This is a genomic window from Chryseobacterium sp. VD8, from assembly GCF_037149975.1.
GTDB lineage: Bacteria > Bacteroidota > Bacteroidia > Flavobacteriales > Weeksellaceae > Chryseobacterium > Chryseobacterium indicum.
On sequence record NZ_JBBCQL010000039.1, the window covers coordinates 1 to 21150 of the forward strand.

The window sequence follows — 21150 nt, forward strand, 5'->3', positions numbered from 1 at the left end:
TTGAATTTAAACCAAACTGAGACGAAATATCTTCATTGGTGAAGGCATCCAGAATCTGCAAATCTGCTGAACCGCTTAATTTTTTATTGGTTAAGTTCGATAGTTTGGATTGAAGATTCAGTTCATCTCCTTCTCTCAAAAATCTTGGGTAGTTTGGCGTTACCGAAAATTCTTTCTGCGTTACGACTTCTTTTTCCAGCGTTCCTGCTTTTGCATCTTTCGTATGTGCCAAAAACATCAGTTTCCATTTTGTCAGTGCTTCCGGAGAAGTGAATTCAAAGCTTACATTGCCTTCGGAATCGGTTCTCAGATCCGGATAGAAAAATGCGGTTTCGTTTAGGTTTTGGCGAACGGGGATTTTGGTTAAATCGCTGTTGGTTTCTACAGCCGAAATTCCTCTTTCTTTTTCATCGCCTTTCGCAATTTTTTTATGCAATTTTGGCCCTTCAAGCTCATTCAAAACCATGTCTTCGGAATAACCAGATGATCCGCCCACAAACGATAAACTTTCAGGAATATCGCCCTCATACCAATTGAAACATGGAGGTTCTATTGAAAAAGATCTTATATAAGGAACCTTTTTTGAAGCAAATCTCGCACTAAGATTATATTTAACTTTGTAAGACAATACCGCATAATACGGAACATAATGCTTTTTCCATTCAAAAGTGTTTATAGAAAACTGATCTAAAGATCTGTCATACATTGTTGCCAAGATTTCTGCTGTCAAGCTGAGCGGAGTTGAAGCATTTTTGTTATTTTCTGTAATTTTTACCGTCCATTTTTCTTTGGAACCCGGTTCAATCTTATCTCTGAAAGTAGTTGTTTTAATAATAAGAGGATTTTCGTTTTCTTTTATTTTAACCGTAATCTCACTATGCTGTACTTCATTGTAAGCAATGATCTGAAACTGAACATTAATTTCTGAAATATTTTTATTTTTAGGAACTTCAACAATATAGTTTAATACGCCATTTTTTAATTGTTTTATTTCAACTGTGGTGTTTCCCAGACAGTCCTGTAAAAAGATATATACCAAAGCATCCGGAATTGCAGAATATACGTAGATATTGGCTTTTTCACCCCTTAAAAATTCCTTCTTTGGATCTACAACATTCAGAAATACCTTTTCTTCTTTTAACGAATTTTTATCCCAAACATTAAAGTACTGAGATGTTTCGATTAACTCTTTATTCTGACTATCATAAAGTTCCAACTCATATCTCCCGACTTCTAATTTTCCTAAATCTAAATTGGCTGCCAATTTTTGGTTAGCTGTTTTTGGATCATAGATTTTATCGAGAATCACTTTTTCTATTTGTACCTCTTCCTCATATTCGTCCTCATCAAAATAGTCATGCGGGAACTTTGCTATAAACTCTTCTTTAGAAAATTGTGATAAATTCTGAATTTTATCTTCAAACATCTTTCTAAAAATCCTGTCTGGCGACTTCAGTTTGGAAAGTTTTAGATGGTATGGCTTTTCAACATCCTGATTATTATAATTTTTTGTTTCAACCTTAATTTTTATATTTTCGTCTGTAAAAGCATCTTTAATTTCTTCGGCTTTGATGTAATAAGGAACTGAAGCCACATTTATTTCAACAGAAGCCGACTGTGTTTCTCCATTGATATCCGTAACAGACGCTTCAATTTTAAAACAGTCTACCTGAAGACCTTTTAAATATGTATTTTCTTCAAAAGTTACAGAAATCGTGAATTCTCCGTTCTCATCGGTTTCGACATTTCCAAGTATAGAATTTTCACGACTATAATCGTTTGAATAATGACTAAAAAATTTCCAGCGGATATCATTCTCTGTAATTTCATAGTTTACAATTATATTACGGAGGGGAACACCTGAAAATGATATTGCTTTTCCATTGAGTTCTAGCGTCTGTCCATATTGATATTCTCCCTTTACGGGCTCAAAAGTAATCTCAAATTTCGGTCTTTTATATTCCTCTACAAGAAAAGTATGAAAACAGTCTGCTCCGTCCTCAATCATTAAAGCAAACGTTCCGTTTAGTTTTCCTTTAGGCAGAACAAAGCTTCCGTGATAAGAACCGAATTCATTGGTCGTAAATTCCTGTGAAGAAATTTCCTCTTCGTTTCCATCGGTTAAAACTATTTTTTGTTTTATTCCTTCAACAGCCGATTCCGTTTCGTTTTCTATTTTAGTATTAATTACCTTAAAATAAACGGTTTGTCCCGGTCGGTAAATCGCTCTGTCGGTAAAAATCTGCGGTATGGTTTTATTAAGGATATCTCTTGTTTGCTCTTCTGAAAATTTTCTTCCCCATATATCCAGAATTTGAAAATCATTAGTTTTTGGATGATGGACAAGATATTTTCTATATGAATTATTTACATCTGACGGAATTTTAAAAACACCTAAATCATCTGTTTTTGAATTCAGTTTTACCAAATCCTGATCTCGAAGATATTCGAAAAAAACAATTTCCTCGTTAGAAATCGGTTTTCCATTTTCACTGCTTACCAACCTGAATGATTCCGGAAAATCATTTGCATCTTTATGATGATAAATTATTTTATAATCGGATACTGTGAAAAAATAGTTTTTGACTGAATCGCTTTCAGCTAAATCTTTTGAAGAAAATTCTGCAACATACAATCCAGGAGGTAAAGGTTTAATCTCCAGAGAAGTTTTCATCTCTTCATAAATTTCACAGTAAGGAAGTGTATAATGTTCTTTTCTTATGAGTATTTTCTCAATTTCATGGTAAAATTTTTCTTCTGAACGATAATCTTCTGTATACTTAATAAAAGATTTAAATCCGCCTTTCACTTCATAAATATTCAGAATAAAATCAGAAGTATTGCGATATTCTGCCACTATATGAATCGGCTTATTGCTTTGTATCTGTTTTTCAAAATTCAGTCCCAATTCAGGGCAGGTCATTAAATCTTCTTTGTATTGAATTTCCTTTAAAAACGGGGAATTTGGAAACTGTTTTTTTGCCTGATCTGCAATTTCAAGAGCTTCTCTGGATTTATCATCATTCCTGTATATTGTCATGATGTCCCGCATTATTAAAACTTTGTAATCTCCGTCAATATCAGATTTCAGAATAGTTTGCAACTGTTGCAGTTTATTCAATTCTTTATCTAACGAACAGAGATAGAGCAATTTTTCGTGCATAAAATACAACTTCGAATTGCCCTCATTTTCATTAATCAATACATCATAAATTGTAAAAATCTTATTTTCATTTTCTTTCAGTTCGTTCTTCGTAAAAAAGCCGCCACCCAAAAGAAAATTAATTTTTCTCATTAAATACCAGTCATGCAAAGTTTTATAATAAGCAATATCCTCCTCATAACCTCTGAAAAGCGGACTGTATTTTTCAATTGAAATCTTTTTAAGAGACTCTTTTCTCAAGTCGTTTTTTCTGAAACTTTCGGATATATAGTTTTTAAAGTCGAGTACAGTCCATGTTTCAATTTGAGACAGATCCTGAGAATTTATATTGGTAAGATCTTCCCCTGAAAAACTTGCATTGAAATAATCAAGAGCAAAAGTACTTAGGAGAATTTCGTACAGTGTTTTTTCCTCTCCTTGTAAGGACTCTCCCGAATCATGCATTTTCTGCAGAAAATGGAAAATTCTATTATTTTCGTTATCTTCAAAATAGCGAGCATAATGTATGCCTGCAAATTCATTTCTAAGAGAAATTATAAGCTGTACCACGTTGGCTTCCATCATATTATGTTTTTAATATTTTTATCGTTATTTAAGAATTTAAAATTAATCTGAATAATGAAAATGGAGAATCGTTTTCGTTTTTAAATCCCAAATTCATCTTTCTCCCAAATCCATAAATTTACGCTTGGTAATCCACAGTAAATGGCAATTTCAGGACGATCCAATTGCTCTTCAAGATTTAATTCGTAACTCTCTACTGCCAAGTTGACTTCCTTCAAATTAGGCAATTTATTCAAAACCCGAACATCCGTAACTTTTGTTCTGTATAAATCCAGACGCTCTAATTTTTTTAACGGTTCTAAAGCTGAAATATCGTTTACCTCATAGCTTTCCAGTAATGTTAACCATTTCAAATTGGGAAATTTCCAGATTTCTTTCAGATCAATTTTATTCTGAAGAGAAGATAAATCTAGTTTTTCAAGGGATGGCAAGGTTTCAAACGAAGAAAAATTTTTAATCTGACTGTTATCCAGATCCAAAACTTTCAGCTTTTTCAGGGTTTTTAATTGCAGCTTCTTTATGTGTTCAAGCTTCAGAAATTCCAAATTAGGAAACTGGCTCAGCCCTTTCACCGCACAATCTTGATGACTGTAAAAACTCAATCTTTTCAGGGATTTCATTTTTGGAAGCATATTAATATCACATTTCCCGTCACTGCTTATATCCAAAGATTTTAAACGTTTTAAATGTTCAAATCCCGTACAATATAAATTTGATTCACTGTAGATATTTAAAAACTCCAAGTTTTTCAGATTTCCCAAATCGATAATCTTCTTTGTTTTTTCTATCCTTATTTCTAATTTTTTTAATTTTTTAAAAGTAAGAATAGATTCCACAGTCTGTAACGAAATATTGTAACCTATTTTTAAAGATTCCAGTGCTGTAAATTTTTCGATGGGATAGTTTGTGGGTTTATCCTGAGATTCATAAAACTCCAGCTCTTTCAGCTGTTTTTTTAGAGGAAACAGTTTTGAAAAAATTCGGGTATCTTTACTACCTTTTCCAAAACCGTTTAATTCAAAACTTGTCAAATTAGGAAAATGCTTAAAATAACTATGTTTTTTAATCGCTGAATCTCTAACCTCTACGCTCTGGATTTGTTTTGCAATGGATAAAAATGCATCCACATAAAACTTAGATTTATCAAATGTGAGATGATGCAACCTTTCAAATTTTTCCAGATTATCAATTTTTTTTCCTTTAAAATTGGTAAAATGTATATGATTAATATAATTTCTGATCCCTAATACATTTTTTAGATCGAGATGCTTTTTATCTTTCACGAAAACAACACAGGTAATTTTTTTATTAAAAGGATTTTCCAATTTCCTTATGTCTTCAACTATCGTATCATTATCGAATCCAATTTCTTCAAGCTCCTTAAGCTCAGAAATTCCTTCAAAATTTCCTATACGACAGTTTACAAAATCAATATCCCCCACCGATTTTTTAAAGGGTATAAAAGAAATATCTTTAAACTGCGAGTCGGAAATGCTAATCCTGTAAATTGATTTTTCTTTTATTTTTCTTGGATGATAGGTGAAGGTTATTTTATCAAGATATAATACAGAAATTCCTTCTATATTGCTTATCTCCTGAATGTTTTCAATATGACAGTTTTCAATAGAAAAGCTATGGTGTCCTTTACTAACTGATGTAGGAAAGCAATTCAGCCCGCTTGCATCAAAATTCATATTAGAAAAATGAATTTCACTTGGAAAGTCTCTCGTTACCTCACAGTCATTGTTTGTGAACGTCACATTATCCAAATGAAAAGAATAACAATTCTCCAACTTCAATAATTCTGAAAAATTGGAAATGGTAGAATCGCTGACATACAATCTTCCTACATTCCTGATCCACGGCAAGATGATAGAAAAATCGTCAATTGTTAAATTTTTGAGATCTATTCTTGATCTTGCATAATCTTCCCAAGGTTCTTCCCCTAAAATTTCTTTTAATCTTTTATAAGCTTCTGATGTTTTATCTGTTTGATGATTTTCTTTCATTGTACTCACTGTTTAACTTCTGAATGGTTATTTTATATTAATTTTAATTCGCTCTTTCAGATAATTTAAATCCCAAATTCATCTTCTTTCCAGATGAAAAACATAACACTCGGCAATGCATAATAAGCTGCTATTTCGGGACGATCCAATTGTGCTTTGAGATCCAGCTTGTAATTTTTTACTGCTAAATTCACTTCTTTTAAATTCGGTAAAGTGTTCAGAACTTTCACATCTGTAACGTTGGTTTTATATAAATCCAGACGCTCCAGCTTTTTTAAAGGCTCCAAACCGGAAATATCATCCAGTTCTTCACTTTCTAAAAATCCCAGCCATTTCAAATTCGGGAACTTATACATTTCCTTCAAATCAATATTATTCTGAATACATGATAAATCTAATTTTTCCAGAAATGGCATATTTCCAAAGGAAGAAAAATCTGTGATGTTACTGTTATACAAATCCAGAACCTTTAGCTTTTTCAAAGGTTTTAAATGTACTTTTCCAGATCGTTGAAGGCTAAGGAATTCCAAATTGGGAAAACGGCTAAATCCTTTCATATCGTGTTTGTTTCCAGATAATTTCAGTCTTTTCAAAGATTCCATTTGGGGAAGTGTCCTGAGATCGAACTTTTTATCATTGATAATTTGGAGAGATTTTAAACGTTTTAAATTTTCAAATCCGATAAACTTTGTCCTCGAATTAAAAATTAAAAACTCCAGCTTTTTCAGATGTCCCAAATCGAAAATATGCTTTGTTTTTGCTATGCTAATATCCAGCTTTCTCAATTTTTTCAACTTCATAATAGATCTTCCCGTTTTTGCAGAAATTTCATAACCCAATTTTAAGGTTTTCAGTGAAGTAAATTGTCTGATGGAATAATCTGGAGCTTTCTTATATATTTCATCGTCTTCATAAAAATCCAGACTCGTAAGCTGATCTTTTAACGGAAGTAATTTTGAAAAATTTTTTATCTCTTTACTCTCTCTTGAGAAGCAGCTTGATTCAAAACTCTTCAAATTAACGAAAGACCTGAAATAGTTATGTTTTTTAATCTCAGAATCTCTCATCTTCACTTTTTGAATCTGATTGGCAATAGGCAGAAAAGCATCGACATAAAATTCAGATTTATCAAATGAAAGAGTTTTAACCATTTCAAAATTTTCAAGATCCTTTATTTTTTTCACTTTAAAATAGGTAAAGCTTAATTCATTAATATAATTTCTGAGTGAGACTGCATTTTTTAAACGAAATGGTTTTTCCGCCTTACTGAAATGACAGGTAATTTCTTTATTGAATGGGTTTTCTAACTCTTCTTTGTTCTCAACAACCGTATCGGTAGTCATTTCAATTTCTTCAAGTTTTTCAAACTCTGAAATTCCGTTAAAACTTCCGATTCTACAGTTTTTAAACTCAATATCTGTAACTGATTTTTTAAATGGTATAAAAGAAATATCTTCAAACTTGGAGTTGAAAATATGGATCATGTAGATTGATTTTTCTTTTACCTTGCTAGGGTTACAAGTAAAAGTTATACTGTCGAGATGTAGTGAATAAAGCCCTTTTATATTATTGATTTCCTGAATATTATCAATATGACAATTATTAATAAAAAGATGCTTATATCCTTTACCGGATGACGATATATGGAAACTGTTAAAACAACCTGCATCAAAGGTCATATTTGAAAATCGGATTTCATAAGGAAATCCTCTGTTTACATTACACTCGTTGTTTCTGAAAGTCACATTATCCAGAGTGAAACTGGAGCAACTATCTATTTTTAACAATTCGGAAAAATTGGCAATGGTACAGTTGGTAAGTTTTACTTTTGTTACTTTAACGAGGTACGGTAAAAACTTTGAAAAATCCTCAATATCGACGTCATTGAGATGTAAATATTGAAGTAAGTTATATTTTAAGTAATCTTCCGGTTTTATTCCTAAGATCTCCTCAATTTTCTGCGTTTCTTCATCAAGAACCGTTGATCTATTTATTTGATTCTCTGTATTTTCAGTACTCATCGTTTACATGTTTTTATGGTTATTATTTAATGAAAATTATTTTATTCAGCCCTTAAAACGTTTTAATAATCGCCTGATACATCTGCTTCAGCAATTGTATCAATTTCAAATTTTAATAAAAGGATCACATTTAGACCTGATCTTTATAATTTTTTAGCTCAATAGAATTCTGCAAATAAAGAATAAAAGGAAATAACAACAAAGCGGAAAAAGAAAATTTAACAACTATGGTATTGGATATATTATATCAGAGATTTTTGGACATAAAAAAAGCCCTCTTAAAAAGAGAGCTAAATCGCTGAAAATCAGCTTGTACCCCAGGCGGGACTTGAACCCGCACGCCAAAAGAGGCACAGGATTTTAAGTCCTGCGTGTCTACCAGTTCCACCACCAGGGCAGGCGTGGAGCGAAAAACGGGATTCGAACCCGCGACCCCAACCTTGGCAAGGTTGTGCTCTACCAGCTGAGCTATTTTCGCATACTGTGCGGATGAAGGGACTCGAACCCCCACGCCTCTCGGCACCAGATCCTAAGTCTGGCGTGGCTACCAATTACACCACATCCGCGTTGATTATTAAAGAAAACTTATTTTTAAAAGAACTTGTTTCGTTTTGTCGTTTTCAGTGGTGCAAAGATAGGATAAATTCTTTTACCTCCAAAATTTTCAGGAAAAAAAATTAAAATTTTTACATTTTTTTTTTCACGTAGCCTTTATTACGATTGATTTTCTTACTTTTACAACGTTAATTAATATGATATGGAATTACAAGGAACGGTAAAGAAAATATTTGATGCTCAGACTTTTGCGAGCGGTTTCCAAAAGAGAGAAATGGTGATTCTGACGCAGGAGCAGTATCCACAACCGATAAACATAGAATTTTTGTCTGATAAGATCAGTTTATTGGATAATTTAAGAGAAGGAGAGAATGTAAAAGTAGGAATCAACATTAGAGGAAGAGAATGGGTTTCTCCACAGGGCGAAACAAAATACTTCAATTCCATTACAGGATGGAGAGTAGAAAAAGTATTTGATAATGCTTCAGAACCTACACAGGCAGCACCATCGCAGTCTGCTTCCCCGGTTTCCAACGAGAATCCTTTTGCAGATGACGAGGATGACGATCTTCCTTTCTAATACAATAGATAACACTGAAAATACAAATCCTGCTTTATCAAGTGGGATTTTTTTTGAAAATGGTTCGATTAGACGAAAACGAAATTTCATTTCCCGATCCGCAGGTTTATGACGGACATGAGGGTGTTATTGCTTTTGGCGGTGATCTTTCGATCGACAGGGTGTGGTTTGCCTATCAGCTCGGAATTTTCCCATGGTATAATCCTGATGAGGAAATTCTCTGGTGGTGTCCCGATCCGAGATTTGTGCTGTTTCCGAAAGAGATCAGAGTCTCAAAGTCGATGCGAAAAATTCTCAACAGGAATATTTTTACTTTTTCGGAGAATAAAAACTTCAGAGAGGTTATCAGAAACTGTCAGGAAATTAGCCGGAAAGGACAAACCGGAACATGGCTTTCGGATGAATTAATGGACGTTTTCATCAGGCTTCATGATTACGGACTGGCAAAAAGCATTGAAGTGTGGCGGGATGAAGAACTGGTCGGTGGTTTTTATGGTTTACAGATTGGAAATGTTTTCTGCGGTGAAAGCATGTTTGCCAAAGTAAGCAACGCTTCCAAAGCCGGATTTATTTATTTCGCTGAAAAATACCATAACAGCATCGAACTTATCGACTGCCAGTCTCACACAGATCACCTTGAAAGTTTGGGAGCCAGAATGATTCCTAAAAAAGAGTTTTTAAAAATTTTATACGAAAACAATGAACGCAGATAAAGAAAAATGGATCCTCCTGATTGTACTCAGCATTATTTGGGGATCGTCATTTATTCTGATCAAAAAATCTCTGGAGCATTTCAGTCCTTATCAGGTGGGCGCTTTACGAGTACTTATTGCAGGAATTATTCTGATGCCTGTTGCAATTTCAAAATACAAACTGTTTCCCAAGAAGCATTTAAAATGGCTGATTTTAGCGGCTTTTACGGGGAATTTCTTTCCGATGTTTCTGTTTCCGATTGCAGAGACAAAAGTAAGCAGCAGTATTGCGGGAATTATCAACTCCATGATGCCGATTTTCGTGATTATTGTGGGTGCTCTGATCTGGAAGTTTGAAACAACAAAGAAACAGCTTATCGGGACTTTAATTAGTTTCAGCGGAGTCTGTTTACTGGCTTTTGGCGGAGACGGAGAAGGCGGAAAATTTAAACTGATTCCTATTGTACTGCTTTTTCTGGCTACTTTTTGCTATGCTTTAAGTACAACAACGGTGAAATCCAAGCTTATGGAAGTTTCGTCAACCGTTTTATCGGCTTTTGTGTTTGGATTTGTTTTATTTTTTCCTTCGTTAATTGCTTTAACTTTTACCGGATTTTTCTCGACATTCAGTTTTGATGAAAGTAATCTGACGGGACTGTTTTTTGTAAGTCTTCTATCTATTTTCGGAACCGGATTAGCTATGATGATGAATTACCGCCTGTTAAAAGTTTCAACGCCATTATTTGCATCAACCGTAACTTTACTGATGCCTATTGTTGCGATTATCTGGGGAATTCTGGATGGTGAAAAGCTTTCGGTTTTACAGTTTGTGGGGGCAAGTATTATTATTGCCGGACTCATCTTTTTAAGGACAAAAACAAATGTTATCAAAAAATAAATCCTGCATTTCTGCAGGGTTTTTATTGTGTCATCGGAAAATCAAATGACTAATTTTTCTTTTTAACTTTTGCCTTCGCTTTTTTAACCTCATCTTTAATGAAAGGATACTTTTTCTGCATATCCGTTACTAAAGAAGGATCAAGCTCCAGTGCATTCTGAAGAGATTCAACACCTTTTTCCTGATCTTTAAGATTGAAATAACAGTTGCTGAGCTGATAATACAATTCGGCTCTGTTATGTGATTTTAAAGCTTCTTTTAAAACGATAATCGCTTCTTCATATTCTCCCAAAAGCATTAAAACTTCCGAGTAAGCATACCAGTTGTAGAATCTTGAAGGTTCTACATCCACCAGTTTTTTAAGGCATGAAAGGCTTTCCTCAAACTTTCCGGAATCAATGAAGAGAAATGCCAATCTTTTCTGATAATCAAGGTTATTTTCGTTAAGATAAGTTGCTTCTCTTGCAAAATGCAACGCTTCCGTCATTCCGCCCATTTCCTCGTAAAGATAAGACTGCTCCATCATGGAAAGGTAGAACTGCGGATCTTCTCTTAAAGATTTCTGGAAAAAGTTTAAGGCAACGATAGGCTGCTTCAAAGCTTTATAACACAGCCCGATTTTATAGAAGGTAAATGCTTTGGTATATTCCAGTTCCAGCATCTCTTCGTAAACTTCAATTGCTTTTTTATATTGCCCTAAAGCTTCATAACAGGCTGCTTTATTGGCATAAACTCCTACAGAATTGGAGTTGATCGCCAGCAAATAATCGTATCCTTTTATTGCTTCTTCGTAATTTTTTCTGTTGAAGTAGAATTGTCCGTACTCGAACCACGCTACTTCAGAATAGGCAAATTCATCCAGATATTCATTCAGAAAGGCAATAGCCTCCTCACTCTTATTAAGATCTGCAAAGCACACCATGCAGTTTTCCAGCGAATATTCATCCGTAGGATCTTCTTTCAGTGCTTTTCTGTAGTGTTTAAGAGCGTTAAAAGGGTCTCCTAAATTAACATATTCGTCCGCAATAAAATTGTGGAGGAAATTTTCTTCTTCCTTCAGCTCCAATGCTTTTTTACAAATTTCTATGGATTTTTTAGGATTTCCTAAATTCGAATAATACTTTGCGTAGCATACCAAAAAGTCTGTGTTTTCCATTGAAGAACCTTTCAGCTCATCGATAAGGTCTTTCGCCGCATTATAATCTTCCCATTCTAAAAGAACTTCAAGTTTTTTAATCTTAATGTCCAAAGAATTGGGATGAAGCTTCAAACCGTAATTCACTGCCATATCGGCGTAATTAAAGTCTCCCAGCTCCAGATAGTAAACAATGATGTCTTCCAATTCTTCTGTATCAAAGTAGAATTCATCATTATTTTCCATCATTTCTTCGAACTTCTTCACAAGTTCATTTCCAAAATACTCTTCCAATACTCACATCCTTCGTCGGCCAATGTCTGAATATGCTTACAAACCTCGACAAACTTTTTTAAATTAATATTACTTCTAAAATTTATGATTCAAAATGTATGCAAAGTTGCGAAATTTTTTTGACATTTATTTTCGTAAATTTCTATCTGAAAGATAGTAAAAAGATCATTATCATCAAAGAATTGTGGATAAAAAAGGAGGAGTTATTGTTAATTTAACATAATGATGAGCGCTTTTTGCGAAGATTCAAATCTTCAACAATTTTTGAAGTTTTCAACTTTTAAACAAAAAAACGGAGCTAAGAAAGCTCCGCTGTTATTTCAAATTAAATCAGACTTTTAATTTTTGCGATGATATCGTCTCCTAATTTATCGGCTTCTTCCTGAGATTTTGCCTCTGTATAAATTCTAATGATCGGCTCTGTATTTGATTTTCTGAGGTGAACCCAGTTGTTTTCAAAATCGATTTTTACACCATCAACGGTAGAAACTTCTTCATTCTGATATTCTTTTTCCATTTTGGATAAAATATCATCTACATTGATTTCAGGTGTTAATTCGATTTTCTTTTTACCCATAAAGTAACTCGGATAACCTGCTCTCAGTTCGGAAACCGTTTTATTTTCTTTTGCCAGATGCGTTAAAAATAAAGCAACTCCTACCAGAGAATCTCTTCCGTAGTGAAGATCCGGATAAATAATTCCTCCGTTTCCTTCTCCTCCGATCACTGCATTTTTTTCCTTCATTAAGGTTACCACATTCACCTCTCCTACGGCACTTGCAAAATATTCGGAATTGTGGGTGTTTGCCACATCTCTTAAAGCACGGCTTGATGAAAGGTTGGAAATTGCCACTCCGTTTTTATTTTTCAGCAAATAATCTGCAACGGCAACCAAAGTATATTCTTCGCCAAACATTTCGCCTTTTTCGTCAATTAAAGCCAGTCTGTCTACATCCGGATCAACAACGATTCCGAAATCTGCGCCTTCTTTTTTTACCAGCTCACAAATGTCTCCCAAATGTTCTTTTAGAGGTTCCGGATTGTGCGGAAAATGACCGGTCGGTTCACAGTATAATTTTACTGTTTCGCAGCCTAGTTTATCCAAAAGCATCGGAATTGCAATTCCTCCAGTAGAATTTACCGCATCCAAAACCACTTTGAAATTTTTAGCTTTAATGGCTTCTGCATCTACCATCGGCAAGTCTAAAATCTGCTGAATATGAATATCAAAAGCATCTTCTCGTGTCTCATATTTTCCCAAATCGTCCACTTCTGCATAGTTGAAATCTTCGCTTTCTGCCAAAGCCAAAACCTCAGCTCCGTTTTCTCCGCTGATGAACTCTCCTTTATCATTTAATAATTTCAGAGCGTTCCACTGTTTCGGATTGTGGGAAGCGGTGAGAATAATTCCTCCGTCTGCTTTCAGTTCGGGAACCATAATTTCAACGGTGGGTGTTGTGGAAAGACCTAAATCTACTACGTTAATTCCAAGCCCCTGTAAAGTTGCCGTTACCAGAGAAGACACCATTTGTCCGGAGATTCTTGCATCTCTACCGATAACCAGGGTTAAATCTTTTTTATTTTTATTGTTCTGAAGCCAGGTTCCGAATGCGGAAGCGAATTTTACCACATCAAGCGGCGTTAAATTATCGTTTACTTTTCCGCCAATGGTTCCACGGATTCCTGAAATGCTTTTTATTAGTGACATATTTCGCTCTGTTATAAATTAGTATCATTTTATCATAAACATCCTCTAAAATTTTATTGATCTAGATACGTGTTATCTGATATTTTCTTGACAGATTTAATAAAATCTTTTTGATTTAATATTTCAAGTTGCTGCTTTGCAATTCTATATAAATTATTAAATCTGGTTTGTTTGTCTAACTTAGATTTAATTAATTCTGAATTAAATGATTCCAGATTTGAAAGCACTGTTAATTCATTAATACTTGCAAAATCACGCATATTTTTTCCCTCCAAAGTTTGTTGAGGATTTGCTTCTCTCCATTGTTTAGCAGTGTAACCAAATAATGCGACGTTTAATACATCGGCTTCTTCTGCATAAGCCAGCCATTCACTGTTTTTTGCATAATTTGATGATGGTATGATATGATTTTTTACGGCATCGGTATGAATGTGATAATTTATTTTGCTCAAAATCCGTTTTACATCCCATTCTAAATTAAACTGATTTGCTTCAATTTCTTTTAATCGTTGAAATTCCTTTATCAATAAAAGTTTAAACATTGGGCTAATCCATGCCCCAAATTCAAAAGCAATATCTCTGTGAGCATATGTTCCTCCCTGTCTTCCGCTTTTTGAAACAATACCAATAGCATCAGTAGCTTCTATCCATTTTTTAGGTGTTAAATTAAACGAGTTTAGTCCTGCTTCTTTTTTAAAGGTGTCGAATTCGACACCTTTAAAATTAGGGTTATAAAGCTGTTCCCAAATTCCTAAAAACTCAACGGTATTTCGGTTTCTCATCCAGTTTCGAATGTGGTCATTTCCTTCTTCACCTCGAACCATGTCTGTGAGACAAATATAATCTTCGTCTTTGTATGATGTTATAGCAATTATCTTATCATCAACTTGAATTTTTTTCATTCACAAAAATTTTGTGTTCCGCTCGTAAAAATACAAAAATTAACTTTTGAAACTTAGATTATATGGGATTATTGCTAACTTAAAATTCTATGAACACCCGCAATCTTTATCGCAGCTGCTCCTTTTGGAACTGAACTTTTTCGGTGCGAAATTCTTTTTCAATATTCTGAATAAAGAGTAGCACGCGAATGCAACGATCAGTAAAACAATGATATATTGTAAAAGTAAGGAAGTATCCATTATTTTAAAATCTGATATACTATCATCGACACAAAATATGCCAAACCGGTCATCATTGCCACCTGTAAGCCGGTCCATTTCCAGCTTTTGGTTTCTCTGTAGACTACCGCAAGTGTAGAAACACACTGCATTGCAAATGCATAAAATAAAAGCACGGAAACTCCGGTTGCAAAGCTGAATACTTTTTCACCGTTTGGTTTTACATCACGTCTCATTTTATCGATTACTTTTACTTCGGGAGCATCATCTTCAAGACTGTATAGGGTAGACATAGTTCCTACAAACACTTCTCTTGCCACAAAACTTGTCAGAATTCCGACGCCCATTTTCCAGTCGTAGCCTAAAGGAGCAATTACCGGCTCAATTCCTTTTCCCATTTTGGCAAGGTAAGAATGATCTAGTTCCACATTGGTTGCCACGAACTGATTCGGCTTCTGTTTGGGTCCGAAATAGCTTAAAAACCAGATGATGATGCTTACAATGAAGATGATTTTTCCGGCTCCTGTAATGAATTCCCATACTTTGCCCAAAACCATTTTGAAATCATAAGCAAAAAGTGGTTTTTTATAAGTGGGTAAATCCATCACAAGATAGGTTTTCCCTTTATTTTTGATAAATCTTTTGAGAATGGATGCGGAAAATAATGCGACTAAAAATCCTAACAGATACATTCCCATTAAAACCAAAGCTTTGTATTTTATTCCTAAAAATGTTCCGTCTGAAATAATAAGCCCGATGATGATGCTGTACACCGGAAGTCTCGCAGAACACGTCATAAAAGGTGTTACTAAAATGGTAAGCAGCCTTTCTTTTAAATTTTCAATATTTCTCGTTGAGATAACTGCCGGAATTGCACATGCCGTTCCCGAAACCAAAGGAACGATACTTTTACCATTCAGTCCGAAAGGTCTTAAAATACGGTCCATCAGGAAAACAACTCTTGCCATATATCCTGAATCTTCCAAAAGATAAAGGAAATAGAGTAAAATTCCGATTTGTGGCGCAAAAACCACGATCCCACCGATTCCAGGAATAATTCCGTTTGAAATTAATGAATTAAGTGGTCCTTCCGGTAAATGTTCTGAGGTGAAAGCGGTTAACCAGGAGAAGAAACTGTCGATCCAGTTCATCGGATATTCTGCTAAGAAAAATACACTTTGGAAAATGATTAACAAAATCAAAAGGAAAACAACGTATCCCCAGAATTTATGAACCAGTATTCTGTCTAATTTTTCTGTTAAAAGTTCTTTGAACTGCGGTTTTTTAGAAATAACGTCGGACAGAATTTTATCTGCAAACTGATATCTTCTTACCGTTTCCTGCACCTGCAGTCTTTTCGGAACCAGACTTTTGGAATCCGGTTCGTTAATGAGTCCTACAATAGATTCCAGCTTCTCCAGATCTGTTCCCAGAGAAAGGCTCATCCACGCTTTATATTCGTTTTCAAATCCTTTGTGAAGAGATAGTTTCCTGATGAAATCTTTGTGTTCGGAAGGGGTTTCAAAAGAAATTTTCTCGGTTGTTATAAATTGATTATGATGAACGGCTTCTTTTATTTCTTCAATCCCGATCTGTTCTTTGGCATTGGTCTGAAAAACTTTTATCCCTAAAGACTCAGATAATTTATTAATATTGATCGTGATTCCTCTTCTTTCTGCCTGATCAATCTGATTGACGACCAAAATCATTGGAATTCCCAGATCCTGAATCTGCTGAAATAAAAGCAGTCCCCTTTTTAAGCTTAACGCTTCGAGAATGTAGATAACTCCGGCATAATTTTGCTGTTCATCAATAAGAAATTTAGAAAAAATAGCCTCATCTTCCGAACTTGGATAAATGCTGTAAGAACCCGGCAGATCGATGATTTCTACCTCTTCATTTTTGTAACTGTATGTTCCGGAATGGCTTGCTACGGTAACTCCTGCATAGTTTCCGGTCTTTTGCTTTTTATTGCTTAAAGCATTGAAAACCGTGGATTTTCCGACGTTTGGATTCCCGACTAAAAGGATCTGTTTTTTGTGAGCGCTCTGCATTAATTCAATTCTTCAACAATGATATAATCTCCTTCTTCTTCACGAAGAGCAATACGGCTTTTTTCATCTCCAAATTCCACATACATCGGACCGCTGAACGGAGCCTGATACAAAATTTTGAAGAAAGTTTCCGGAAGAAGCCCCATTTCAATGATCTTATTGGGCATTTTCAGGCTGTCGTTATCATACCCTACAATTTTTCCCAGTCTGTTTTTGGGAAATCCGCTCAACTTATGTAAATCCTTATGTTTCAAAGCCGATATTTTTGTACCTGCAAATATACGCTATTTAAATTTAATCTAAATAACGTATGTTATGAAAAAAATCAACCCAAATGCATGAAAACATTTGGGTTGATTCAAATATAATTTAGTAAATATGAATGTTACTTTTTCTTTTTGTCTGTAGAAGCAGACTGGGTAAGCTCGATAGGATTGTTGTTGGCATTGAAGAAATCCTTATACATTTTTTCCTGCTTTTTCATCATATCTCCGATTGTCCCATCCATTCCTGGGATTGTTTTAGACATGATCTCCTGCGTCATCATTGGTCTTGCAGTAGCGAAAGGATCTTTCTTGAATTCGTTAAACGTTTTTTCGAATTTTTCTCTCGGCATGTCGGTTACTTTTAAGCTCATGTTGGAAATTTTTTCTGCATAAGAAAGTTCTTCCCAGTTTGGCACTTTTCTGTTTCCCTGAAGCACCCATGAATAGTTTTTTGCATCATCTTCTATTTTAACGATCAGGCCGGGAAGCCCTGAAAACTTATAAGGACCATCCTGAAATGGCAGTTCTGTAGTGAACCAAGCCGTCCATTTTCTTCCTCCGAATTCAGCCGTTGCTTTTTGTGCATTATAGGCTCCGATTTTTTCTTTTTCGTTAGAAATTTTCCAGTCGAATTTCGGAGTTTCTGTATATGCAATTCCCATTGGTGAAAATCCGCTTGCTATTCTTTCGATGTACTGGATTTTCATATCAGGATATGTTTTAACCACTTTTTCTGAGAATTTCGGCATTCTGATAGATTTCGACATATCTTTAAATACTCCCGACTTCTGCATTGCTTCAATCTGAACTTTCATGATAGAATCCTGAGCAAGCATGGTGTAATCTCTGTAAACGGATCTGTCTTTCACGATGTCTAAAACCGTCATTACTTTTTCCAGTTTTGCAGAATCGCTTTTCGGCTTGAAAGTAAGTTCATAAAAAAAACGGTTGGCAGTTTCTTTAGAGTCTTTATCCTGTGCACTTACCAATGCAAAAAATGCAACCAGAAATATTGAAAATAGTTTTTTCATTTTAAATAGAATGTTTATACAATTAGTTAGCGGTTTCAGATTTTTGTTACATATTTTTTTTAATTTGTTTCTGAATTTTCTTTTATCAAATAAAAAAAACCAGCCTTTGAAGACTGGTTTTGATTTTATTTAAAGTTGAACTTTACAGTAAACATGACCTGACTTGGACGGAGCTGAATTCTTGTGTAATTGGTATTTGTTGCATTAATTTCATACGTTTCAAATACCCTCTTATTTGCGATATTCATCCATTTCAATTCGAAATCGATTTTCTTTTTAGCCCATGTGAACTGATAAGAAAGATCATAGAATCCATTATTATATTTTGCATTAGCTGCATTGGTATTCACCTGATCCCAATTAAATCCAATAGTGTGGTTTTCTATAGGATAGAAGAAAAGTCCTAAATTATGGGTAAAACCTCTTCTTGCTGCATTGGAAACTACATCTCCCGTACTTGTCTGCTTTGTTCTGGAGAAACTTGCATTATAATCAATGCTCATCCAACTGAAATAGGTGTTGTTGAATTTTACTCCAAAAGACTGGCTGTTGTTCTTGTTCGTATAGGAAGCATTATCCAGGAAAGCGTCAGATTTTGCTGTATTATTACTGTAGCTAACAGAAGCATTTGTTTTGAATTTCGGGAAATATTTTCCTACTTCTACATTATATCCATTATTCAGAACATGATTATCCTGTTCCTTATACTGCATAATAGTATATCCTGCTTCGTTGATTGTAGGATTGGATATTAAGTTCCTCTTTGCATCAGAAAATCTGTAGTTAATGTTAAAGAACAAATTATTCAACGGATTTCTGTATTCGATTCTCGTTCCTGCAGATTTATTATTATTCTGAGGAATCGGATTGTTAATATCCATCGCACTGATTCCCGCTGGAGAAGTCATTAAAAATCCTGAATACGCAGTGTTTATTTCACCGAAATTATTATTAACATTAGCATTTACGGAAGCTTTCCAGAAAGATGCAAATGTATACTGTGCAAAAATACTTGGTTCAAATGTCACTTTATTCACTTCTTTGGAAACCAGTCTTATCGGATCATCTGCTTTAATATTATTTGAGTTTACCGGGAAATTAGCATACAACATCCACGAATCGCTCTTATAATTCACCCCTAAACTTCCGTAAGGTGTCGCTGTAGTATACTTCAAATCATTACTGTACTGCGAAGCGGGTGTAGGATTTGGGCTGGTAAAAGGATTTGTTATAATATTCGACAAACTCGAAACTAAATTAGTCGATTTAAAATTAAATCCAACTTCCGGAGTAAACGTCCATCCTTTTGTAGAAAAACCAATATTTGCAGAATGATTGGCTTCAAAAGTTTTAAGTCTTAAATTCTGACTTACAAAAGATGTAGATGTAGGAAGAAAACCGGGAATTGCCAGATAGGAAGACGGTGAAACATCCAAAGTCTGTCTGTCTGTCTGGTAGCTGATGTATGATAATACATTTACCATTTTTTCTTTCCACGGAATAATGGTACTCAATGAGTTTTGGAAAGAAGTTGTAGGCGATTCTACAGCTTCATCTCCATGCGCTGTATAACTGCTTGCTGAACCTTTTACTGTTCTGTCAACAATTCCTCTGTCGGCGTTCCAATACTGAGAAAAGCTTGTCGTGTTTTTAAAGAATCCTTTTTTAGCGTTTTTAGTAAAAATTAATTCTCCTTTTGCTTTGTCTGTATAGAAATTATTGCGGATATTCTGTAATATTGTGGACGCCGGTCTTTTAGGCGTTGCAAAAAGATCCTGTTCATTATAAGATTCTCGTTCCACCGCATTGTTAGTATAATTGGCATTCGCTTTCAGCTCCCATTCTTTTTTCTTATCGATATTGGTAAGGTAGTTTGCAGAAACATAATGAACACTGTTCATGAGATATCTTTTTACCGGAAGATTCGGCGTACTTGCATTTTCTACATTCAGCCAGTCGTTTTGGGTTGCGTTGATTCTTTTTCCTTCGAATCTGTTTCCGAAAGACAGAATATTTCCTTCGTTTTCTACCTGTTCGCCGTTATTGTTGGATTTGTAATTAACCACCCACTGACTTTTCTGTCCAAAGAACATCGGCGTAAGTTTTACATTCCATAGAAGCGGGCTTCCTCCAACTCCTACTTCTCCTCTCCCCGTCATCGTCACAGAATTTTTCAGCTTGATATTAATGGCTGCCTGATCAGAAGGTACTTTATCCTGTAAGATTTTTACCGGCTGGTGATTTTCCAGTACCTCAACTTTCTGTACCGCATCTTTCGGAAGCGAGTTGTTGATGGTTCCATAACCACCTTCCATTAAGTCTTTTCCGTTGACGTAGAATTTATTGATCGCGTTCCCCTGATAAAGAATCGTTCCGTCTGTATTGACTTCAATTCCCGGCATTTTTTTCAAAACATCAGCTAATGTCCTGTCGCTTTTGCTGTCGAATGCCTTAAGATCGTAGGAAATGGTATCTCCTCTTGCCGTAACCATTTTTGTTTTAAGCTTCACCTCTTTAATTTCCGTTGCTTCGCCTTCCATTTTGAAGTTGAGCGTCTGATCGCTGTTGCTGATCTGCTTCGTTAAAGGTCGCTGGTTGAAAGCCTTTACTTTAAGGTCTACATTAGATTCTCCGGAAGTGAAGGTGACTTTGTATTCTCCTTTTGAGTTGGTAATTCCGTAGGCAAGAATAGCATCTTTTCCCGGCTCTTCCACCGTTACACTAGCACTCGGGATTCCCACTCCGTCTTCATCCGTGATCTTCCCCGAAACTGTTTTCTGTCCAAAAGCAATTACAGAGAAAAAAATCATCAGGAATAAAGATATTCTCTTTTTCATAATTTATTATTTGCTTAATTAGTTAATGGTTAAAGCGTTTTGTTACACGAGTATAAAGATTGCATTTATAGCAAAAAGTTAAAATCTTTTTATCACTACAAACATAGTGATATTTTTTTGATGTGTTGAAATTTATTTTTTAAAGTAAAGTTCCTTTCCTGATGAAAAATTTTCTATGCATTATGCTCTCAAATAGTATTTAATGAAAAGACCGAATTTTTG

Annotated in this window: 13 protein-coding genes and 3 tRNA genes; 3 read left to right on the forward strand and 13 right to left on the reverse strand. The window is 34.8% G+C overall.

Annotation, left to right across the window (positions count from 1 at the left end):
- From WFK35_RS06560 to WFK35_RS06585, 6 genes are all read right to left on the reverse strand, one after another.
- Positions 1-3727, reverse strand: a 3727-nt coding sequence (locus WFK35_RS06560) for an alpha-2-macroglobulin family protein (RefSeq protein ID WP_336731933.1), incomplete at its 3' end; no start/stop codon positions are given.
- A gap of 80 nt (positions 3728-3807) precedes the next feature.
- Entirely contained in the window at positions 3808-5736 is a 1929-nt protein-coding gene (locus WFK35_RS06565) for a leucine-rich repeat domain-containing protein (RefSeq protein WP_336731934.1), read from the reverse strand.
- Between the two features lie 65 nt (positions 5737-5801).
- Positions 5802-7757: a leucine-rich repeat domain-containing protein gene (locus WFK35_RS06570; protein ID WP_336731935.1), complete on the reverse strand. Its 1956-nt coding sequence runs from the start codon at positions 7755-7757 to the stop codon at positions 5802-5804.
- Positions 7758-8070: 313 nt separating this feature from the next.
- A tRNA-Leu gene (locus WFK35_RS06575) sits at positions 8071-8154 on the reverse strand.
- A gap of 5 nt (positions 8155-8159) precedes the next feature.
- Positions 8160-8235: transfer RNA gene (locus WFK35_RS06580), tRNA-Gly, on the reverse strand.
- A 6-nt stretch (positions 8236-8241) separates the two neighbouring features.
- Positions 8242-8323, reverse strand: a tRNA-Leu gene (locus WFK35_RS06585).
- Between the two features lie 191 nt (positions 8324-8514).
- Between WFK35_RS06585 and WFK35_RS06590 the strand changes: the two genes are divergently transcribed.
- The 3 genes from WFK35_RS06590 to WFK35_RS06600 are packed head-to-tail and all read left to right on the forward strand — an operon-like array spanning position 8515 to position 10482.
- Entirely contained in the window at positions 8515-8892 is a 378-nt protein-coding gene (locus WFK35_RS06590; RefSeq protein ID WP_076391131.1) for a DUF3127 domain-containing protein, read from the forward strand.
- A 59-nt stretch (positions 8893-8951) separates the two neighbouring features.
- The gene (gene aat / locus WFK35_RS06595; RefSeq protein ID WP_336731936.1) at positions 8952-9605 is read left to right on the forward strand and encodes a leucyl/phenylalanyl-tRNA--protein transferase; all 654 of its coding nucleotides are present in this window, start codon (positions 8952-8954) and stop codon (positions 9603-9605) included.
- Complete coding sequence (locus tag WFK35_RS06600) at positions 9592-10482, forward strand: DMT family transporter (protein ID WP_336731937.1); 891 nt, start codon at positions 9592-9594, stop codon at positions 10480-10482. Before aat ends, WFK35_RS06600 begins: the two co-directional genes overlap by 14 nt.
- A gap of 49 nt (positions 10483-10531) precedes the next feature.
- Here WFK35_RS06600 and WFK35_RS06605 read toward each other — a convergent pair whose 3' ends face one another.
- The 7 genes from WFK35_RS06605 to WFK35_RS06635 form a co-directional block, all read right to left on the reverse strand.
- The gene (locus tag WFK35_RS06605) at positions 10532-11911 is read right to left on the reverse strand and encodes a tetratricopeptide repeat protein (protein ID WP_214587843.1); all 1380 of its coding nucleotides are present in this window, start codon (positions 11909-11911) and stop codon (positions 10532-10534) included.
- A gap of 325 nt (positions 11912-12236) precedes the next feature.
- Positions 12237-13619, reverse strand: a complete 1383-nt coding sequence (gene glmM / locus WFK35_RS06610; RefSeq protein WP_336689686.1) for a phosphoglucosamine mutase — start codon at positions 13617-13619, stop codon at positions 12237-12239.
- A gap of 53 nt (positions 13620-13672) precedes the next feature.
- Positions 13673-14521: a KilA-N domain-containing protein gene (locus WFK35_RS06615; protein ID WP_336689688.1), complete on the reverse strand. Its 849-nt coding sequence runs from the start codon at positions 14519-14521 to the stop codon at positions 13673-13675.
- Between the two features lie 239 nt (positions 14522-14760).
- Positions 14761-16794 (reverse strand): ferrous iron transport protein B, encoded by a 2034-nt coding sequence (feoB, locus tag WFK35_RS06620; RefSeq protein ID WP_336731938.1) that lies wholly within the window; start codon positions 16792-16794, stop codon positions 14761-14763.
- Complete coding sequence (locus WFK35_RS06625) at positions 16794-17048, reverse strand: FeoA family protein (RefSeq protein ID WP_235132242.1); 255 nt, start codon at positions 17046-17048, stop codon at positions 16794-16796. Before WFK35_RS06625 ends, feoB begins: the two co-directional genes overlap by 1 nt.
- Positions 17049-17179: 131 nt before the next feature.
- Entirely contained in the window at positions 17180-18091 is a 912-nt protein-coding gene (locus WFK35_RS06630) for a GLPGLI family protein (protein WP_336731939.1), read from the reverse strand.
- A gap of 125 nt (positions 18092-18216) precedes the next feature.
- Complete coding sequence (locus tag WFK35_RS06635; RefSeq protein ID WP_336731940.1) at positions 18217-20928, reverse strand: hypothetical protein; 2712 nt, start codon at positions 20926-20928, stop codon at positions 18217-18219.
- Positions 20929-21150 lie beyond the last annotated feature (222 nt).